This is a genomic window from Agarivorans sp. DSG3-1, from assembly GCF_046774965.1.
In the GTDB taxonomy this organism is placed as follows: domain Bacteria; phylum Pseudomonadota; class Gammaproteobacteria; order Enterobacterales; family Celerinatantimonadaceae; genus Agarivorans.
Window position 1 is genome coordinate 1,635,762 of the sequence record NZ_CP177241.1, and the last position, 18,960, is coordinate 1,654,721.

General features: G+C 44.5%; 18 protein-coding genes. 14 read left to right on the forward strand and 4 right to left on the reverse strand.

What is annotated here, in order from left to right; translation table 11 throughout:
- Window positions 1-48 precede the first annotated feature (48 nt).
- Entirely contained in the window at window positions 49-450 is a 402-nt protein-coding gene (locus ACLD71_RS07690; RefSeq protein ID WP_137674814.1) for a flagellar basal body-associated protein FliL, read from the reverse strand.
- A gap of 228 nt (window positions 451-678) precedes the next feature.
- Between ACLD71_RS07690 and ACLD71_RS07695 the strand changes: the two genes are divergently transcribed.
- Both ACLD71_RS07695 and ubiA read left to right on the forward strand, forming a co-directional pair.
- The gene (locus tag ACLD71_RS07695; RefSeq protein WP_411993939.1) at window positions 679-1,242 is read left to right on the forward strand and encodes a chorismate--pyruvate lyase family protein; all 564 of its coding nucleotides are present in this window, start codon (window positions 679-681) and stop codon (window positions 1,240-1,242) included.
- Window positions 1,223-2,104 carry a 4-hydroxybenzoate octaprenyltransferase gene (gene ubiA, locus ACLD71_RS07700; RefSeq protein WP_411993941.1) on the forward strand — a complete coding sequence of 294 codons (882 nt, stop codon included), beginning with the start codon at window positions 1,223-1,225 and terminating at the stop codon, window positions 2,102-2,104. Before ACLD71_RS07695 ends, ubiA begins: the two co-directional genes overlap by 20 nt.
- Here the strand turns inward: ubiA and plsB are convergent.
- Window positions 2,101-4,494: a glycerol-3-phosphate 1-O-acyltransferase PlsB gene (plsB, locus tag ACLD71_RS07705; protein WP_411993943.1), complete on the reverse strand. Its 2,394-nt coding sequence runs from the start codon at window positions 4,492-4,494 to the stop codon at window positions 2,101-2,103. The genes ubiA and plsB overlap by 4 nt on opposite strands.
- Before the next feature lie 244 nt (window positions 4,495-4,738).
- On the opposite strand from plsB, the gene ACLD71_RS07710 reads away from it, so the two are divergent.
- Window positions 4,739-5,425, forward strand: a complete 687-nt coding sequence (locus ACLD71_RS07710) for a hypothetical protein (RefSeq protein WP_411993945.1) — start codon at window positions 4,739-4,741, stop codon at window positions 5,423-5,425.
- A gap of 167 nt (window positions 5,426-5,592) precedes the next feature.
- A complete protein-coding gene (locus ACLD71_RS07715; RefSeq protein ID WP_411993947.1) occupies window positions 5,593-8,379 on the forward strand; it encodes a choice-of-anchor Q domain-containing protein in 2,787 nt (928 codons plus the stop codon).
- A 58-nt stretch (window positions 8,380-8,437) separates the two neighbouring features.
- Here ACLD71_RS07715 and ACLD71_RS07720 read toward each other — a convergent pair whose 3' ends face one another.
- Window positions 8,438-8,935 (reverse strand): GNAT family N-acetyltransferase, encoded by a 498-nt coding sequence (locus tag ACLD71_RS07720; RefSeq protein WP_411993948.1) that lies wholly within the window; start codon window positions 8,933-8,935, stop codon window positions 8,438-8,440.
- A 116-nt stretch (window positions 8,936-9,051) separates the two neighbouring features.
- On the opposite strand from ACLD71_RS07720, the gene lexA reads away from it, so the two are divergent.
- From lexA to ACLD71_RS07745, 5 genes are all read left to right on the forward strand, one after another.
- The gene (gene lexA, locus ACLD71_RS07725) at window positions 9,052-9,696 is read left to right on the forward strand and encodes a transcriptional repressor LexA (RefSeq protein ID WP_411993950.1); all 645 of its coding nucleotides are present in this window, start codon (window positions 9,052-9,054) and stop codon (window positions 9,694-9,696) included.
- A gap of 327 nt (window positions 9,697-10,023) precedes the next feature.
- Window positions 10,024-11,091, forward strand: coding sequence for a cytochrome c oxidase subunit II (gene coxB / locus ACLD71_RS07730; RefSeq protein ID WP_201798771.1), 1,068 nt, complete (start codon window positions 10,024-10,026; stop codon window positions 11,089-11,091).
- An 11-nt stretch (window positions 11,092-11,102) separates the two neighbouring features.
- Window positions 11,103-12,692: a cytochrome c oxidase subunit I gene (gene ctaD, locus ACLD71_RS07735; RefSeq protein WP_137674805.1), complete on the forward strand. Its 1,590-nt coding sequence runs from the start codon at window positions 11,103-11,105 to the stop codon at window positions 12,690-12,692.
- 1 nt (window position 12,693) lies between these two features.
- Complete coding sequence (locus tag ACLD71_RS07740; RefSeq protein ID WP_411993952.1) at window positions 12,694-13,275, forward strand: cytochrome c oxidase assembly protein; 582 nt, start codon at window positions 12,694-12,696, stop codon at window positions 13,273-13,275.
- Window positions 13,259-14,134 carry a cytochrome c oxidase subunit 3 gene (locus ACLD71_RS07745; RefSeq protein WP_137674803.1) on the forward strand — a complete coding sequence of 292 codons (876 nt, stop codon included), beginning with the start codon at window positions 13,259-13,261 and terminating at the stop codon, window positions 14,132-14,134. The genes ACLD71_RS07740 and ACLD71_RS07745 overlap by 17 nt, the downstream gene beginning before the upstream one ends.
- Here ACLD71_RS07745 and ACLD71_RS07750 read toward each other — a convergent pair whose 3' ends face one another.
- A complete protein-coding gene (locus ACLD71_RS07750; RefSeq protein WP_137674802.1) occupies window positions 14,135-14,338 on the reverse strand; it encodes a DUF2909 domain-containing protein in 204 nt (67 codons plus the stop codon).
- Here ACLD71_RS07750 and ACLD71_RS07755 point away from each other — a divergent pair.
- The 5 genes from ACLD71_RS07755 to dinF all read left to right on the forward strand — a co-directional run bounded on the left by ACLD71_RS07755 (window position 14,331) and on the right by dinF (window position 18,960).
- Entirely contained in the window at window positions 14,331-15,059 is a 729-nt protein-coding gene (locus tag ACLD71_RS07755) for an SURF1 family protein (protein WP_411993954.1), read from the forward strand. The genes ACLD71_RS07750 and ACLD71_RS07755 overlap by 8 nt on opposite strands.
- Complete coding sequence (locus ACLD71_RS07760; protein ID WP_137674800.1) at window positions 15,056-15,559, forward strand: hypothetical protein; 504 nt, start codon at window positions 15,056-15,058, stop codon at window positions 15,557-15,559. Before ACLD71_RS07755 ends, ACLD71_RS07760 begins: the two co-directional genes overlap by 4 nt.
- A gap of 16 nt (window positions 15,560-15,575) precedes the next feature.
- Window positions 15,576-16,592, forward strand: a complete 1,017-nt coding sequence (locus ACLD71_RS07765) for a COX15/CtaA family protein (RefSeq protein WP_411993956.1) — start codon at window positions 15,576-15,578, stop codon at window positions 16,590-16,592.
- Complete coding sequence (gene cyoE, locus ACLD71_RS07770) at window positions 16,570-17,484, forward strand: heme o synthase (protein WP_174235973.1); 915 nt, start codon at window positions 16,570-16,572, stop codon at window positions 17,482-17,484. The genes ACLD71_RS07765 and cyoE overlap by 23 nt, the downstream gene beginning before the upstream one ends.
- A gap of 141 nt (window positions 17,485-17,625) precedes the next feature.
- Window positions 17,626-18,960: an MATE family efflux transporter DinF gene (gene dinF / locus ACLD71_RS07775; RefSeq protein WP_411993958.1), complete on the forward strand. Its 1,335-nt coding sequence runs from the start codon at window positions 17,626-17,628 to the stop codon at window positions 18,958-18,960.

Genomic DNA, 18,960 nt, shown 5'->3' on the forward strand with positions numbered 1-18,960 from the left:
AAAAAGCCCATTTTAGATGGGCTTTTTATTGTGCAGAGTAAGTGTTGCTTACTGGTAGAGGTATTTAGTAAATAGCAATTTACTCACCAGTTTTTTACCCGTTTCTTGTACCAGCAAATCATTTACCGCTTCTTGGCACATCATGCGTATTTCTTCGCGGCCTTTCAGAGACTTAATATCTTCTTCACGTTGGTGGCCTAGAATCTCGATGATGGCATCGCGAATAAGCGGTGCGTGATGCTCAATGCTGCTTAGCGCGCTTTGGTTTTCTACCATCACTTCGGCAGTAATACGTACATAGCCGAGCTTTTTACCGGTGCTAATGTAATTGGTAATAATGTCTGGCTCAAAACCAAAGTAGGCATAATTAGTCCCGCCTGCTTCCTGACTAGAGGCAAAAGATGAAAAAAATAAACTTACGCAAAACAGCAGCGTGGGTGCGAATTTCATGTGGCTTTATAGTTCCTTGGTAGTCCTAGCTTTATTGTTTCTGTTAGTTGCCATTAGGTCAAGCAACCATCGTCAAATATTCCAAGTGTTTGGTGTTAGAATAGCCAGTGACTTAAGTGAGCGAAATAGTACTTTGAGTGTAGCATGAGCACAAATAAGCTTGGTCGAGTTTACTTTAATTAGCCAATTGCCGGATAATGAGAACCTAACTTTGAAGTATGTGAACGCGTGAATTTGAATCAAGCCCAACCCTGTGGAGCCAATGGACATTGGCAGCTGCCTGAAGCCTTACCTGTTTATTCCGCCACCCTACAGGATTGGTTAGTTTATCCCGGATCGCTTACAGCTCGTTTACGCCAACATTGCCAACAGTTTTCTATTAAGGTGTTGTTTGAAGGGTACGCAGAGATTGCTGAACATGAGGCCAAGGCTGTTGCTTGCCAAGGACCTTATTGGGTGCGAGAAGTGTTGTTGTGCTGTGATGGAAAAGCGTGGGTTTTTGCTCGGAGTGTGATTCCTAAAAGTTCATTAGAAGGGGACGCTGCTGCGATAAGTCGGCTAGCAAATAAACCCTTAGGTGAGTTGTTGTTTACCGATAAAGGGCAGCGACAAACCCTGGAACTGTGCCAAATTGAGCAGAACTCACCGATTTACCAACATGCGCAAACTCAGCAAGCGTTGTGGGGGCGTCGTTCACGCTTCCTTCTTGCCAGTGCGCCGTTATTAGTCGCCGAAATCTTTTTGCCCAACAGTTTGGCTTATCAAGGAGAAGATGGTGTTGCAGCTAGCTAGTATTCGCCCTTATTGGCAACTCATGCGTGCAGATAAACCTATTGGTACGTTGTTGTTGCTGTGGCCGGCGTTGTGGGCACTTTGGTTGGCGGCCGAAGGTTTGCCTAGCTTGTCGGTGTTTGTGGTGTTTGTTTTGGGGGTGTTTTTTATGCGCTCGGCAGGTTGTGTGATTAATGACTATGCCGACCGAAAAGTAGATGCGCATGTTAAACGAACTGCACAGCGCCCCTTGGCAACGGGCGAGGTTAGTGAGCGAAACGCCTTAAGTTTGTTTGCTGGCTTGGTAGCGGCATCATTTTTATTGGTGTTGACGCAAAACACGCTGACCATATTGTTGTCTTTTGCGGCCTTAGTTCTTGCCGCTATTTACCCCTTTATGAAACGTTATACCCACTTGCCTCAGTTGTTTCTTGGCTTGGCTTTTAGTTGGTGTATTCCCATGGCTTATGCGGCTCAAACTGGCAGCGTGCCTAGCGAGGCCTGGTTGTTGCTCATGGCTAATGTGTGCTGGACAATAGCTTACGATACCAAGTATGCGATGGTGGATCGTGATGATGACTTGCTGGTGGGTATTAAATCTACTGCCATTTTGTTTGGTCGCTTCGACAAGCTAATCATTGCCTTGTTGCAGTTAAGCAGTTTATTGTGTTTTGCAGCATTGGCTTACCTAAAAGATTTAAGTTGGGCTTTTGATTTTGCTTTGTTAGCTGCTGCTGTGCTATTTGTTTATCAGCAAAAGCTGATTCGATATCGTGACCGTGATGCTTGTTTTCAAGCTTTTTTGAATAATAACTACGTAGGTTTGGCGATATTTTTAGGTATCGCCAGCCACTATGCGTGGCTGGCGTGGTTTGCGGTTTAAGCGTCTAGTTCAAGTAACTCACTGATAGAGTCATACACTCCGTCTGCTAACAATGGTGACAGCTGAGCGAATAGCTCGCCGGCCGCTCGTGTCTCTGTATATCCCTTTTCTCGCATTAGCGACAACAGATTAGTAGTAATGCGTTTGTCGTAATACTCTGGTGCGTCAATATTATGCAGTTTGGCTAAGCGCTGGGCTCCTGCTAATGCTTGCTGTTCTAGCTCTGCACGTTCTAAATGCGGATATTTTGCTAATAAGGCAGCTACAATCGCATAGCGATGCAAGCTTTCTTGGGCAATTTGAGAAAGCAGCAATAAACGACCTCGGCGGTGATTATCAATAATAAAACAGTCGCCATTTTCGCTAATCAGTTTTAATGCTACAAACTCTTGTAAGTACTGCTCGGCGAGATCGCTCATATCACTCACTTGATAGCGCAAGAACAGTTCGCCTTTTAATAGCGGGTATAGCTGTTCAAGTAAGCTAACCAACTGGTTACGACAAAGGCTGCGATGCTGGAGTAAAGCAGTAGCAATAAATGCCGGAATAATCATTAAGTGAATAATGTTATTGCGGTAAAAGTTAAGCAGCACTTGTTGTTTCTCATCAAGGCCGATTATTTCGCCTAAATAATCACTTCTTATTTCAAACTTATCTAAGCTGATGGTTTGGTCTAGCAAGGCCTCTGCATCCAGCTCAGGTAAGGTAACGTGGTCACTATAAGGCACGTTTTTAATCAATGAGGTACATAAGGTTATTTGCTTAACCAACTGCTTGCGCGGCAGTGCACGATTTTCTGCAGCGAGCAAAATAATGGCACTTAAGCACAAGCCATTCACTGCGGCGGCACTGTTGATGTTTTCCATCAATTGGTTAGAAATATCATTAACCGCAGGCACCAACCAAGTCGGCTTTAATCCATCTTCTGGATGCTCACGCCACTCGGGTGCGAGTTTGTTTAAGCTTTGGTTTACGTTGATAGGCTCGCCAAAGTTTACGTAGCCATGGCCAAAATTACGCAGTTTACGCAGCATGCCAAACAGAGAAAATAGTGATTCTTTGTCTTTGGATTTGCCCTTTAACTCTTTGTAGTAAGTGCCTACTTCCATTACGTGTTCGTAACCAAAGTAAATGGGCACAATAGTGACGGGTCGCTCTAGTCCTCGCAGCATCGCTTGTACTGTCATGGCTAACATGCCGGTTTTGGGTGGAAGCAAGCGTCCAGTGCGGCTACGCCCACCTTCCGTAAAGTATTCAACTGAATAACCGCGACTAAACAATTGGCCGAGGTACTCGCGAAAAACGGTTGAGTAGAGTTTGTTGCCCTTAAAACTGCGGCGAATAAAGAATGCACCGGCACGGCGAAAAAACGGTCCCGCTGGCCAAAAGTTAAGGTTTACGCCTGCTGCAATGTGCGGTGGAACCATGCCCTGATGATAGAGCACATAAGACAACAGTAAATAATCCATATGGCTGCGGTGGCAGGGGGCGAATACAATTTCGTGGCCCTCTTGAGCTAGCTGACGCACCTTTTCTGCGTGGTTAACTTCTATGCCTGAGTAGATTTTATTCCACACCCAACTTAACACCGACTCACCGATGCGAAGGTTGCGATACGAAAAGTCAGCAGCAATTTCCTCTAGGTACTTTAAGGCTGCTTGACGCGCTTCAGAATGGCTAATTTTCTTTGCTTTGGCTTCTTCAGCTATCGCTTCACGAATAATGGTTGAGGCGAGCAGTTGCTCAAACATATGACGACGGTTTGGCAGCTTAGGCCCGGTAGCGATCATTTGCATACGGCTAAAGTGGATTCGTGCTACGCGCGCTAACTTATGGCCAATACGCTTATCAGAACCTTGGCGCTGCGCCATATCCTTCAGTGATACCGGACGACTGAAGCGTATTAGGTTTTCGCGTCCTTTAAAAATTACTTGCCAAGTTTTCTTCAGAATGCCAGCTGGGCGTTCAGGCTTGCCGCCCATTAAGTCGTTAACACTCTCTCTGCCAGGGTAGCGATCCCAAAACAATTTAACAGGCACTAATTGTGCGTTATGGCTTTCATCGCTGCGGTGAATACTGAGAGCCGCGGTAAATTGGTCGATGGTCGCTTCTAGGGTTTCACCTTTACCATCGACTAAAAAGGCTACCCCTTGGTGGGCTTCACCGGCAAACATCACTGGCTCGAAGGGATCGGGCAGGCCAAGCTGTTTACAGGCAAGTTGTAAAGTAAGCACGTCAGCTAATGAGTTACTAGGAATGACGTAAATGATCGGTTGGCTTAGATCTAGATCGAACTCAGCAATCGGGTTTTGAGGGACAAACTTGCCGCGAGTAAAAAAGCCAATGATAGAGCGCAATATGGCCAATATTGGAGAGGGTAAATGTAACATCTCAAAGAGCTTATAGTGGTGAATGAATACAGGGCATAGAGTAGCAGACTTATCAAAATTTGGCTTTGATTTGATGCAAAATCTGCGTAAACAATGGTTTGGAATATACTGCTGTTCTAAGCGAGAATACTTCCTCTAAGTAAGCTAGTTTTGCTGTTAATCTTTGCCTAATTAGAATTGGCTGCTATCGTTAAAATTGGTCACTCATGATTTAGATTAGGCTTACCCGGCTAAGGAACCCATCATGAAATTGTTTACACGTGCGGCGATTTTCGGCATTTCACTACTTACCACTCCCTTTGTTCATGCTGCGTTTATTACTACTCAAGAAGCCGCTCTTGATAGCATTTATTCTCAAGCTACTTTTGGTCAAAACATCATTGATATCCGCATTGGTAGCGCCACCGAATTGGTTTTTCCCGAGCTATTGGATATCACTACCAGTGCGGAGGTGAGCCAACTTTTTAGTCAGCATGTTGGCCCCTCTAATGTGGTCAATTTTTATTTTATCGACACAATTAGCGCCTGCGGATCGCAAATCAATCGAGGGATAGTGGGTTGTGGGGAGTATTTTGGAAACGATTTTGTGGTTGAATCTAGTTACGCCGCGGGCAGTTTAGGCGGAGAGTTGCTGGCTCACGAGTTAGGCCACAATTTAGGCCTACCGCACTTGTCTGGCGCTTACCTAATGAATCCAAGCCTCAACAATCGCACATTAATTACCGAGCCAGAAGTTGAGCGCATCTTCCGTAGTCCTCTCGTTCAAAATGATAACGATTATTTCTGGATAGACATTAACCCTGTACTGATTGTTGCAGAGGCGACAAGAGTGAGTGAGCCAGCTTCGGTTTTTATGTTTAGTAGTCTTTTGCTCGTATTCTTATTCAGTCGCTCAAGACACCGATCTTATTACGAATCTATCGCGCCTTAATAGTTTTTTTAAAAGCTTTTTTGAAAGGGCTTTCAAGAGCTGTTTGTTGTTTTAAATATACTTTTCATTGGCTTAGCTGTGATCTATGGCTATCTTTTAGTACAAAAATAAGTAATTAATACAAAGAATAATAGAATGTCTTCATTAGCATGAAGGGATTCTTAACCATGAAATACAATATCATATTATGCGGGCTATTTGCCGCTTCCATTCACACTCTCGTAGGTTGTGGTGGTTCGTCAGGTTCCAGTTCAATAAGTGAGGCTAGAGCTCAATACGAAGGAAGCGAAGAATTAGCGGTGGTTAATTCTGCTAACGCACATCAGTTTTCTCGTGCTGCGTTTTATTCTTCTCAACTTAAAAGCAATGGGGAACTAAGCGCTAAAGATCTTATTTCCCCTGATAGCTTTTTGTATTTAATGTTCGGTATTGGGGATTTTCCTGGCCTATACTCTTCTCTAAGCTGTGATAGCGGAAACTTTGAAGAGCATAGCGATGTAGATACAAGCACCTGGTTAGGAGAGGTATCAGTCTCATTTAATGAATGCCTTATAAACAATGCAACAGTCAATGGTTCATACACTCTAACAATTAAGGCTTTGAATAGTGCTAGTGGACATTATTTAGATAATTACTCGGTTAAGTACACGGATTTCTCCATCTCTTCTAACTCAAATCACTATACTCAGCTCAATGGTAATGTTGACTTCCGTATTACCCGCAGCCTCACCAAAGATACACGCATGAACTTGATCATGACTGATGAGAATCAAGCTCAGCAAATACTCTTAGATAACGTCTCCTGGCTTGAGTCGAATGCCAATAGTGGAAATATGGTTGAGGTAAAGGGTAGTATTTATTTGGGGGATCATGGTCGTGTAGATTTAACAAGTGACCAATTGTTAATGTCAGGGCTAAATGTTGACGACGGGCACTTCACTGTTAAGGGCGACTCAAGCTCGTATAGCACTACATTTAATCCAAATCCGAAGAAAAACAATCTAGAGTTATTTCCCTTTGATGAGTCAAACTCGACAGTTAGGGAAGCTCCTTTACATTTTCTAACCCACAGAGTTCTCAGCAACTTAAATGATAGCGACGGTGATGGAATGTGGGATGGTTGGGAGATTTATTATGGGCTTGACCATCTTGAAGCAAATGGAGAGGATGATGACGATGGAGATGGGTGGTCGAATTATTTAGAGTTTGTTGGTATTGATTCTTCTCCTGTAGATGCAACGTCTAAACCTTCTATCAACATCGGTATACCTAACTCGTTTATAGATACATTGGTTGGGCTTGAAAGTTCCAGTTACACGTTACGGTTATTTGGAAATATAGATAAACGTTTAGCTGATGCGATCAGCGATTTTTCGTTTACAGTGAGTTTCCCGGAAACTATCGAATGGAATATTGAAGAAAGTGACCACTGTTCTATAGAAAATAATTTACTAAAGTGTAATGTCACAGATTATTCAGATTTTATAGGTTACCAAAACCACCCTCTCGAAAACTTAGATTTAGCTATATTAGAGTTTAAAAATAGAAGTCTAGACGTAGGTGAAACGAAGCATAAAATTGCACTTGATTTTAATAACCCACTAATGACTTCAGCACAGGAAGAACCTTCGTTTTCACGCAGTCTAACACTTCACCAACGACCTTATACAGAAAGCAGGATTAATGCTAACGATTTTGCGGTTGTTTTAGACGACATCAAAGATGAGTTCTTCTATAAATTAGAAATCGATAGCAGTCGCTATCTAGAGCAGGCTTTAGATATTAGTTTACCAAGCAGTTCATTGGGAATGGAGATTGTTGGAATTAATGTTTTAGACGATGAAATGGTGTGCACCTTTTCTTCTAAGTTAGTTCAGTGTGATGTGCCATCTTTTCGTAATCCTTCTGTCGAACTGGTGCTATCTAAACCAAGTGCTCATGGAAAAGTGAGTATTGGCATCAATGTGAAAGACTACAAAGATGGTAGCTTGGTGTATGAGCAACAGTTTTCAAGTTTGCTCGCGATTACTTCATCGATGGCGGAGTTGAAGGCTCAAGCTGTTGAGCTAGAAGTTGGTGAGACGATATTAAACATAGCGCCTGGGATCTACAGTGGTAGCGTTACTTTTGATAGAAACTTAACCTTGAAAGGGGATGCTAATACAGAATTGTGGTTAAAGTCAGGTGCTTATGCAGATGGAGCCTCGATAACCAGTACTTCTGAGTTACACATTGATGGTCTAAATCTACACGTTATTGCTGATACAGACAGTGCAATAAAGGTGAGCGGGGGGAGTATTGTTAACAGTGCTATCCACATTTCTGGTTATCGCGGCTCAATGATTACTTCAGATAAGCCTATACGAATTACTCACAACTCCATAAATGTGAAAGACACGAATGGTGCACTTATTAACTTACCGCCGGGCTCATCGGTGAACAATAATCTTATTGTTTTGCAAAACAGCCGAGCGACGCTAATTGGAAACTCACTGGGTCAAGCAGAATCAGAGCAGCTTAAAGAATCTGTAAAAGTAAGCAATAATACTCTAATAGATATGTATTCTTTCTTTAGTGACCACTCGCTCTTTCCATTATCCGCCATTGTTTTTGAAAACAATATTGTCGCACTGACGGACAACTTAGAGAGTGTTGATGACTCAGAACTCGATGGTTCAGTATTTAGCGTTAGCGGTGAGCAAAGCGTTACTCGTCATAACTTGTTTTCATCTCGTTTTACAGAGCTACTAAATAATAGTGAGTTTGTGAACGAAAGTAACATTGTAAGCGACAAGATCTCTCAAGGGCTAGAGAGTGACTTCAGTTTGAATTTGACTAGCGAGGCCATTGATACTGGTGTTGATAACCTTGAGCTACCGAGTAAGGATTTAGCAGGAAGTGCAAGGATATCAGGTGCGGGCGTAGATATTGGTGCATTTGAGCTTCAGCAATAGTAAGTTTTTTTCAAAAGAAAATTTCGATAGCGCTATCCTGTCAGGATTAGCGCTATTGTTAAGTTCCCTGCTTTAAAAGTTGCTTTAGCATCCAAACATTGCAGCCATTATGGGCTGTACCTTGTAAAGGTGCGGATAAGTGTTTAAAACCGAGGCCTTCGTATAGTTTAATCGCTGCCGACATATTGCTAAGCGTGTCTAGGTAACAGCGAGAAAATCCCTGCTCTAAGGCAAATGCTAGGCAGGCTAAAGAGAGCTTTTTACCGAGACCTTGGCCTCTACCTTCTTCTAGCAAAAATAACTTTTTTAACTCACTGGTATCTTTACTATCGGCAAAAGGCGCAATGCCGCAGCCGCCAACGACCTTGCCATCTAACAAAGCGACCACATATCTACTACGATTTTGCTGTGTATAGTGCTGACTCATATTATCGACTTCAGCATCAGAGGGGCCAAAGCCTTCTCCTACCGCGCCATATTCTTGGCCAACCTGTTTGATTATTCGCTGTAGATCTTGGTCATATTGGGCTGATATTTCGATTATCTCAAGGGTCATTATTGCCTCCTATCACTTTGAATCAACAGTAACAAAATCAGAATTAAGATAAAACCTTGCGTCAAAATGTATGCTGTATATACTAACAGTGTGCTGTATAAACTTACAGGTAGACTATGAAGCCCTTAACGCCCCGCCAAACAGAAGTGTTTGAACTTATTCGCCGCCATATTAACGATACTGGTATGCCTCCAACGCGTGCCGAAATTGCTAAAGAACTAGGATTCCGCTCGGCTAATGCAGCAGAAGAACACCTTAGAGCTTTAGCTAAAAAAGGTGCGATTGAAATGATTCCTGGTGCGTCGCGAGGGATCCGTATTAGCGAAGCGTACTTGCCGGCTAGCGCGAATGAAGCCACTGTAGAACCCGAGCCAGGCTTGCCGTTAATCGGGCAAGTTGCTGCGGGTGAGCCTATTTTGGCGCAGGAGCACGTTGAATCTCATTACGCCGTAGATGCTAACTTATTTAATCCGCATGCCGATTATTTACTGCGAGTACAGGGCATGAGCATGAAAGATATCGGCATTATGGATGGTGATTTATTAGCCGTGCATAAAACTACCGAGGTACACAATGGACAGGTGGTTGTGGCTCGTTTAGATGAAGATGTTACGGTTAAACGTTTTGAGCGTGACGGCAAGATGGTGTACTTACATCCTGAGAATGAAGAGTTATCAACCATTGAAGTTGATCTTGAATATCAGAACATCGAAATAGAAGGTTTAGCGGTAGGTATTATTCGCACTGCCGATTGGATGTAAGCCTTATTCAACAATAAGTTCCCCATTTTGAAGCCCAAATCACTCTGATTTGGGCTTTTGTCGTTAGCATCACATCTTTTGTCTTTATCCACAAAAATCTCAACAATGTATTTACATTTCTTTAACTTAGGGGTTAATTTATAAGCAGTAGGTTGTATTTAGCTGTAATAGCCTATGCTTTTGGGGTGGGGATTTTCCCTTTATTCGCAGCTACTTTCCTAGCATGGAAAGTTGTTGTCGTTGGCTACTGCAAAGGAGAGCGCTGTGGGCCGATGGATTCAGCTATTATTGCTGACATTTTTTTCGTCGCATTTGTTTGCGCAAGAGATGTCTTTTAATTTACGTCCTGGTGTTACTGCCATCAGTGAGCAAGTTTATGGCTTGCACATGACAATTTTCTATATTTGTTGTGCCATTGGTGTTTTGGTATTTGGCGCTATGTTTTGGTCGATTTACCATCACCGTAAATCCAAAGGAGCGGTTCCTGCTCAATTCCACGAAAGCACTAAAGTGGAAATTATTTGGACCATTATTCCCTTTATCATTTTGATAGGCATGGCGATTCCAGCCACTAAAACCTTACTGGCAATGGAAGACCCTTCCGATGCCGACATTACCATTCAAGTGACAGGTTCCCAGTGGAAGTGGCACTACAAGTACTTTGACCAAGATTTAGAGTTTTACAGTGTAATGGCATCTGATTGGGATGAAGTAAACGGCAAACTGGAAAAGCGCAAAAACTATTTGCTTGAAGTTGACCACCCCCTCGTATTGCCAATCGGTAAAAAAGTCCGCTTCCTCATGACCTCTGAAGACGTTATTCACTCTTGGTGGGTGCCTGACTTTGCAGTTAAAAAAGATGCTAACCCAGGTTTTATTAACGAAGCATGGACCATCATTGATAAACCCGGCATTTACCGTGGCCAATGTGCTGAGCTATGTGGAAAAGACCATGGCTTTATGCCTATTGTTGTCATTGCCAAACCCCAAGCCGAATATGATGCTTGGTTGGCAGAGAAAGAAGCTGCCTATTTAGCCAAGCAAGCGCAAGAGCTAGAACTGGTGGCCATGACGATGCAGCAAGATGAGCTGATGTCGTTAGGCGAAAAAGTGTATGAGAAAAGCTGTGCTGCTTGTCACCAAGTTAACGGCTTAGGTTTACCTGGCGTGTTCCCCGCTTTAAAAGACAGTCCAATCGCGTTAGGTGATGTGACTAAACATATTGAAGTGGTGGTAAATGGCGAGCCTGGCACAGCCATGCAAGCCTTTGGTAAACAGCTTGGTTTGAAAGAGCTAGCTGCGGTGATTACTTATGAGCGAAATGCTTGGGGTAATGATACGGGTGACTTAGTGCAGGCCAAGGATGTTGTGGCCGTGCAAAACGCAGCGCAGTAGGGAGACAGACAATGAGCACGATTAGTGACGTTCACTCAGACCATGAAGAACACCACCATGCCCCTCGCGGATTAATGCGTTGGGTACTAACCACCAACCATAAAGACATTGGTTCAATGTACTTATGGTTCAGCTTTGCCATGTTTATTGTTGGTGGAGCCATGGCGATGATTATTCGCGCCGAGCTGTTCCAACCAGGCTTGCAACTGGTTGAGCCTAATTTCTTTAATCAAATGACTACGGTGCATGGCCTTATCATGGTATTTGGTGCGGTGATGCCAGCCTTTACGGGCTTAGCTAACTGGTTAGTACCAATGATGATTGGCGCGCCGGATATGGCTTTGCCACGCATGAATAACTGGAGCTTCTGGATTTTACCCTTTGCCTTCAGCATTCTGTTGGCATCGCTGTTTATGGAAGGTGGCGGCCCCAATTTTGGTTGGACTTTTTACGCTCCGTTATCAACTAAGTACAGCCCAGACAGCACCGCCCTATTTGTGTTTGCGATACATATTATGGGGATAAGTTCGATCATGGGAGCGATTAACGTGATTGTTACCATTATGAACTTACGCGCCCCAGGTATGACCTACATGAAGCTGCCGTTGTTTGTATGGACTTGGTTTATTACGGCCTTTTTGCTGATAGCGGTAATGCCGGTATTGGCGGGGGCGGTGACAATGGTGTTAACTGATAAATACTTTGGAACCTCCTTCTTTGATGCTGCGGGAGGGGGGGACCCGGTGTTGTTCCAGCATATTTTCTGGTTCTTCGGCCATCCTGAAGTTTACATTATGATTCTGCCCTCCTTTGGCATTATCTCGGCAATTGTTCCCGCGTTCTCTCGCAAACCGCTGTTTGGTTATTCTTCGATGGTTTACGCCACGGCGTCTATCGCAGGACTAAGCTTTGTGGTGTGGGCGCACCATATGTTTACCACTGGAATGCCGGTGGAAGCAGAACTATTTTTCATGTTCTGTACCATGTTGATTTCGGTGCCCACAGGGGTGAAGGTATTTAACTGGGTCGCCACTATGTGGAAAGGCTCTTTAACTTTTGAAACCCCCATGTTGTTTGCGATTGCCTTTATTGTACTGTTCACCATTGGTGGTTTCTCAGGTTTGATGCTGGCGATTACTCCGGTGGATTTTCAGTACCACGATACCTACTTTGTGGTGGCGCACTTCCACTATGTATTGGTGACAGGAGCCATCTTCTCGATTATGGCTGCGGCTTATTATTGGCTACCCAAATGGTCGGGCAGAATGTATGACGAAGGCTTAGGTAGATTGCACTTCTGGTGCTCGCTGGTATCAGTAAATGTGCTGTTTTTCCCTATGCACTTTTTAGGTTTGGGAGGAATGCCTCGCAGGATCCCTGATTACGCTCTGCAATTTGCTGATGTAAACGCAATCGTGAGTATTGGTGGTTTTGCCTTTGGTTTATCGCAGTTCATCTTCTTGTACTTGGTGATTAAGTGTATTCGCAGTGGAGAGCCTGCTCCTGCTAAACCGTGGGAAGGTGCCGAAGGCTTAGAGTGGGATAACCTGCCTTCGCCTGCGCCTTATCACAGCTTCACTACTCCACCGGAGATTAAATAAGATGCTTGGCCATCGCCGCTTAGTTGTGCGACTGCTATTGGTAGTGGTGGCTATGTTTGGCTTTGGTTATGCCTTAGTGCCTTTGTACGACGTATTCTGCAAAGTCACCGGCATTAACGGAAAAACCGCCAAAACAGCTAGCGAAGTAAGTATGGCTACCGATGAGCAGCGTATAGTTACGGTGGAGTTTATAAGTTACGTGCCACAGGGACTTAACTGGAAATTTGGCCCCAAGGTTAACCGGGTGAAAGTTCATCCAGGTGAAACCTTACAAGTCGATTTTAGCGCCAGTAACTTCACCGCTCGCCGAGGAACAGTGCAAGCAGTGCCTTCGGTAAGCCCTGGTCTCGCGGCTAATCATCTTAAAAAAGTGAGTTGTTTTTGTTTTGAACAACAAACCCTCGCACCGGGTGAGCAACAAGACATGCCTTTGTTTTTTTATGTCGACCCCGAATTACCTGAAGATATAAACACATTAACCTTGGCTTACACCTTATTTGCGGTAGAGGGTGCTGAGCTAAATGAATCTGAAACTGCACAAACACGTGCTGATGGAGAGGTGAGCAATGACGCAGCCTTATGATAAGTATTACGTACCTGCCCAAAGTATTTGGCCAATTGTTGGCGCGGTAGGTTTATTCCTCATCGCTATGGGCGCGGGTTTTAGCGTTCAACAAATGGGTAGCGAGCAAAGCTACGGCCTTTGGGTATTAACCTGTGGTTTTGTGGTGATTATTACCATGCTATTTGGTTGGTTTGGTAATGTTATTCAAGAAAGTATGGATGGCTTATACAGCGCCCAAATGGATCGTTCATTTCGTCAAGGCATGAGCTGGTTTATTTTCTCTGAAATCATGTTCTTTGGTGCATTTTTTGGTGCACTATTTTACGCCCGAATGATCGCGGTGCCATGGTTAGGTGGCGCAGGCAATAATGAAATGACCGGGGCTGTGTTATGGCCTGAATTTGAAGCCATTTGGCCACTTATTCAAACCCCCGGCGGTACTACCACCGAGGCAATGGGCTGGTACGGCTTGCCACTACTTAACACCGTTATATTGGTGATATCTTCATTCACCCTACATTTTGCTCACGTGAGTTTGGAAAAAGATAAGCGCGGCCCGCTCAAATTATGGCTAGCTATTACCTTGGTACTGGGCTTTGCATTCTTATTTTTCCAAGTAGAAGAGTATGTGCACGCTTACCAAGAAATGGGGCTAAGGCTTGATTCAGGTATTTACGGAAATACCTTCTTCTTATTGACGGGTTTTCATGGTTTACACGTAACGCTGGGCGCAATCATGCTAACAGTGATGTTTTTGCGAGTACTAAAAGGCCATTTTACCGGGAAGAGCCATTTCGCCTTTATGGCTTCCAGTTGGTATTGGCACTTTGTAGACGTGGTGTGGTTGTGTCTATTCTTGTTTGTATACGTGCTCTAACTAATAAGGGCGAGGGTTGGGTTGAATGTATCCCAACGACATGGCGAGTAACACAACGATGAGAACTAATGCGCTTATCATTAAGCGCCTAGCTAGATAATGAGTCATTGGTTTCTCGCCGCCTTTAAGCATAACGCGAAGTGCTAACACCATATTTACCACAACAAACAGAACGAGTGCGGTAATCAGTATTTTAATGAACATAAGCAAGCTCTCTCAACAGACTGATAAAAAAACAGTTTCCTACCGCTTGATACTGTTTGTATTGCTTATGGTTGCGCTGATAGCGCTGATGGTCAAGCTTTCATTGTGGCAATGGCAACGTAGTGAACAAAAACAGCAATTATTGGATCAGTATCAACAGCAGTCGCTAGTAGAAACAAGTCTCGATAAGGTTCAAATGAATGGAGCAGTGCCGTTTCAGATAGTAAAAGTTTCAACAATTCACGCAGTGGGCGCCAATCTTTGGCTAGACAACCAAGTAGAGCAGGGAAAAGTGGGTTACGACGCCTATACCTTGGCGACCACTCCGCAAGGCAATGTATTAGTGCGCTTGGCTTGGCAACCTGCTTCTTATCAACGCGCTGAACTGCCACAAGCGTTAAATACTGATGCTTTGCCAAATCGATATCGTTTACGCGAGGTGAGTTTACCGGTGGTGTTGGATAAGCAACATTGGTTAGAAGCGTTTCCGCAAGGTTTACGGGTTCAGCAAGTCAATATCGATGCCTTAGCTGAGTACTGGGGCATTGATTTATTACCTTTTGTATTGGATAGCCAATTAGAACATTCACCAGAGCAGCTGGTGTCTATATCTCCTGAAAAACATAAGGGCTACGCTTTGCAGTGGTTGTTAATGGCGTTAGTGGCTAGCGGGCTGACGGGCTATTTTTGTTGGCAAAATAGAAACAAGGAAGGTTTATGAGAAGTCACCAAAAAACCATGCTGTTACTTGCTTCAGTATTTTTAGTGCCATTAATTCTGGCCTGGGTCGTACTTAAAATGGGCTGGTTTGAACGGGGGGCTTTAAGCCATGGCCAATGGTTAGAGCCGCCAATGCAATTAGAAAATTATCAAGTCGGTAAGTGGTCGATTGCTCAAGTCATAAAAGATGATTGTTTGGATGTGTGTAGCGACAACTTAGCGCGGTTGAATACCGCATGGTTAGCACTGGGCATTGCCAAGCAAAAAACTCAGCGTTTAGCGTTAATCAGCGAGGCTAAAGAAGCCAACATTGATGCAGGTTATGCTCGTTTGGCAATAACCCAAAGTAATCAAGGTTTAGCGGGATACGACCAACAATGGTTGGTGGTTGATCCCACGGGCTGGGTCATTTTAAGTTATCAGCCGGCTCAAGGAGATGAGCAAGTGAAAGGCTTAATCACAGACGTAAAACGTTTAATTAAAAACTCGCGGTTCCAATAAAGGCTAAGGGAAGCATATGCAAAAAGGATTAATTGCTGCCATGTTACTTGCCGTTGTCGTGATCGGTTTAGGCGCGTTCACGCGATTAACTGATGCTGGTTTAGGGTGCCCAGATTGGCCGGGTTGTTATGGCCAGCTCGCAGTGCCTCAAACTGAAGAACATATCCAGCATGCCGCGACTGCTTTTCCTGAACGCCCGCTTGAAGCGCATAAAGCTTGGAATGAAATGATTCACCGTTACTTTGCCGGCGGTTTAGGTTTGCTGGTGGTGGCGCTAGCGGCGATAGCGGTTTGGCGTAAACAACATCGATTTATTGCTATTGCTTCAGTGGTGCTGATCATATTTCAAGCCGCCCTTGGTATGCTCACGGTGACTCTAGGGTTAATGCCTATTGTGGTGATGGGGCATTTGTTGGGCGGTTTTTCAATGCTGGCATTGTTGTTCACTTGGTTTATGTTGCGTCAACGACCTATTACCAAACCGCAACGCAGTGGTCGCTGGTTGTGGGTTGGCTTGTTAGTACTAAGCATTCAAATTGCCTTAGGCGGTTGGACCTCTGCTAATTATTCGGCCATTTCCTGCCAAGGTTTGCCCTTATGCCATGAAGCGTGGAGCGATGATTATCAAATAGATGCTTTTCATCCCTTACCAGAACGAACAGGCAGCAATTACGAGTTTGGTGTATTGAGCCACGAGCAGCGTAAAACGGTGCATGTAACTCATCGCATTTGGGCCGGAGTGACTGCCCTATACTTATTCATTTTGGCCTTGAGTTATATACAGCGACGCCATAGCGACATTGAGCGCGGGCGAGCTTCTCGGCTTATTTATGTATTGTTTACCCAAGTAGGGCTAGGCGTAGCGAATGTACTTTGGCAGGTACCTTTGGCTGTTGCGGTGGCCCACAACTTAATAGCGGCCATGCTGCTGCTATGTTTAATTAGCTTGATTTTGGCCCACTACCAAAGTGCCACCAAGTTAAAACCACTTGTGCAAAAGGAGACGCATTATGGCGAAGTTGAACACGCTTAACCCGCCTAGTTCATTGAACAAGGGAATAAATTGGCGAGCGCTATACAAATTAACCAAACCTAAAGTGGTTGCTCTAATTGTGCTTACCGCGGTGGTGGGTGCTTGTTTGGCAACATCTGGCCTTCCGCCTTGGCAAGCCTTGCTCATAGGTAATTTGGGTATCGGATTAATGGCGGGTGGGGCAGCAGCATTTAATCACTATATTGATAGCGAAGCGGATGCAGCTATGGCGCGTACCCATAATCGCCCGTTACCCACTGGGGCGATTGCCAGTTGGCAGGCATTATTGTGGGCGTCGCTATTGTCGCTGGCTGGATTTGCTATGTTGTACTGGTGGGTGAACCCGCTGACTGCTTGGCTTACTGCTGCGAGCCTAGTGGGGTATGCAGTGGTTTACACGCTATGGCTAAAGCGCGCTACGCCACAGAACATTGTCATTGGTGGCTTAGCGGGTGCAATGCCGCCATTGCTAGGATGGACGGCCGTAAACAATGCGGTATCGGCTGAGCCTTTGCTGCTTGTTATGTTGATATTCACTTGGACACCACCGCACTTTTGGGCGCTGGCGATTGCTCGTAGAGATGATTACGCAAAAGTGAATATTCCTATGCTGCCAGTGACACATGGCATTAGCTTCACCAAAAAGCTGGTGGTGCTGTACTCGTTGTTATTGTTTGCGGTCTGTTGGTTACCGTTTTTAGTTGGCATGAGTGGACTGGTTTACTTGGCCGCTAGTTGTGTACTTAACTTGCGCTTTATTCAATTGGCATGGCGTTTATACAATGGTGATAATCAAAAAGACGCCATGAAGTTGTTTGCTTATTCGATAATGTATTTGATGCTGTTGTTTGTCGCCTTACTGGCTGATCATTGGCTGTTTGCTTTGCTGTAGCGGAGTTGCTGTTATTTCAGTTTGTTTTTTTGGCGGGTGGCTGGCTATAATCTGATTACGTTGTTTTAAGCTAGTCATTGCTATTGCCGAGAGTGTATCGAACTCTTACACTCTCGGTATCAACCTCTGACTCTCTCCCACATGTCTCATTCGCGTTTCTCTGCTATTGCCGCCATTGCCATCCCGATGATTCTGTCGAATATCACTATTCCTTTATTGGGTTTGGTGGATACCGCTGTCATTGGCCATTTAGATCATTCCTACTATCTCGCTGGAGTGGCTCTCGGCTCAATGATGATTACCTTGGTATTCTGGCTATGTGGCTTTTTGCGTATGTCTACCACCGGCTTAAGTGCGCAAGCATCGGGTGCTAACGATCGAGCTGAGCTTCAACGTATTGGGTTTAACTCAGCCTTACTCGCCTTGGTGTTAGGTTTCACTTTACTTGCCTTGCAGGCGCCAATTTTACGTTTAGGGCTGAGCTTGGCCGGTGGCAGCGAGCTTGTTCAATTTTATGCCGCTGAGTACTTTTCTACGCGAATTTGGGGCGCTCCTGCAGCTTTGTTAAATTTCGTATTGTTAGGCTGGTTACTGGGCATGCAAAATGCTCGAGCACCTATGTTGTTACTTATTTTAACCAACAGCTGCAACATCGGCTTAGATGTTTTGTTTGTAGTCGGTTTTGATTGGAAGGTACAAGGTGCGGCCTTAGCCACAGTGATCGCTGATTATTTGGGATTATTGTTAGGTTTGTATTTGTGCCGACAACAGTTTCTAAGTCGTTTTAAACAACGTCCTAGTTTCTCTGAGTGTTGGCAGGGGTTTAGCCGTAAGCACTTAAGCGGATTGTTTTCCCTGAACAGAGATATCTTTTTACGCTCATTATCTCTGCAGTTGTGTTTTGCTTTTATCACTTTTCAAGGCTCGCGACTGGGCGATAACATTGTTGCAGCTAACGCGGTATTGCTAAACTTTTTGATGTTTGTTTCTTTTGCCCTCGATGGCCTCGCATACGCGGTAGAGGCGTTGGCGGGTAAAGCCAAGGGAAAACAAGATCGTGGTTTGTTTGTGGATGTTATAAAGCAATGTTTGTGGTTAGCGCTGATGGCTGGGGTAATGTTTAGCGTAATGTTTGGGGTATTTGGAGAGCATTTAGTTGCTCTACTTACCGATATCCCAGAGATTAGAGTAACCGCAGCCTTGTATTTACATTGGTTGGTCTTACTACCGCTGGTGGCGGTGTGGTGTTTCATTTTAGATGGGGTGTTTATTGCGACCTCGGAAGGGCGGATTATGCGTAACTCTATGCTACTGGCCAGCTTTGGTGGATTTTTCCCTTTGTGGTGGTTGTTTCAGGGTTGGGGTAACCATGCTTTGTGGCTAGCTTTGTGTGGCTTTATGGCCCTAAGAGGAATGAGTTTGGCATGGGTATATAAGCGCGCCTTAAATCAACAGCGTTGGTTTAAGGCGGCTTAA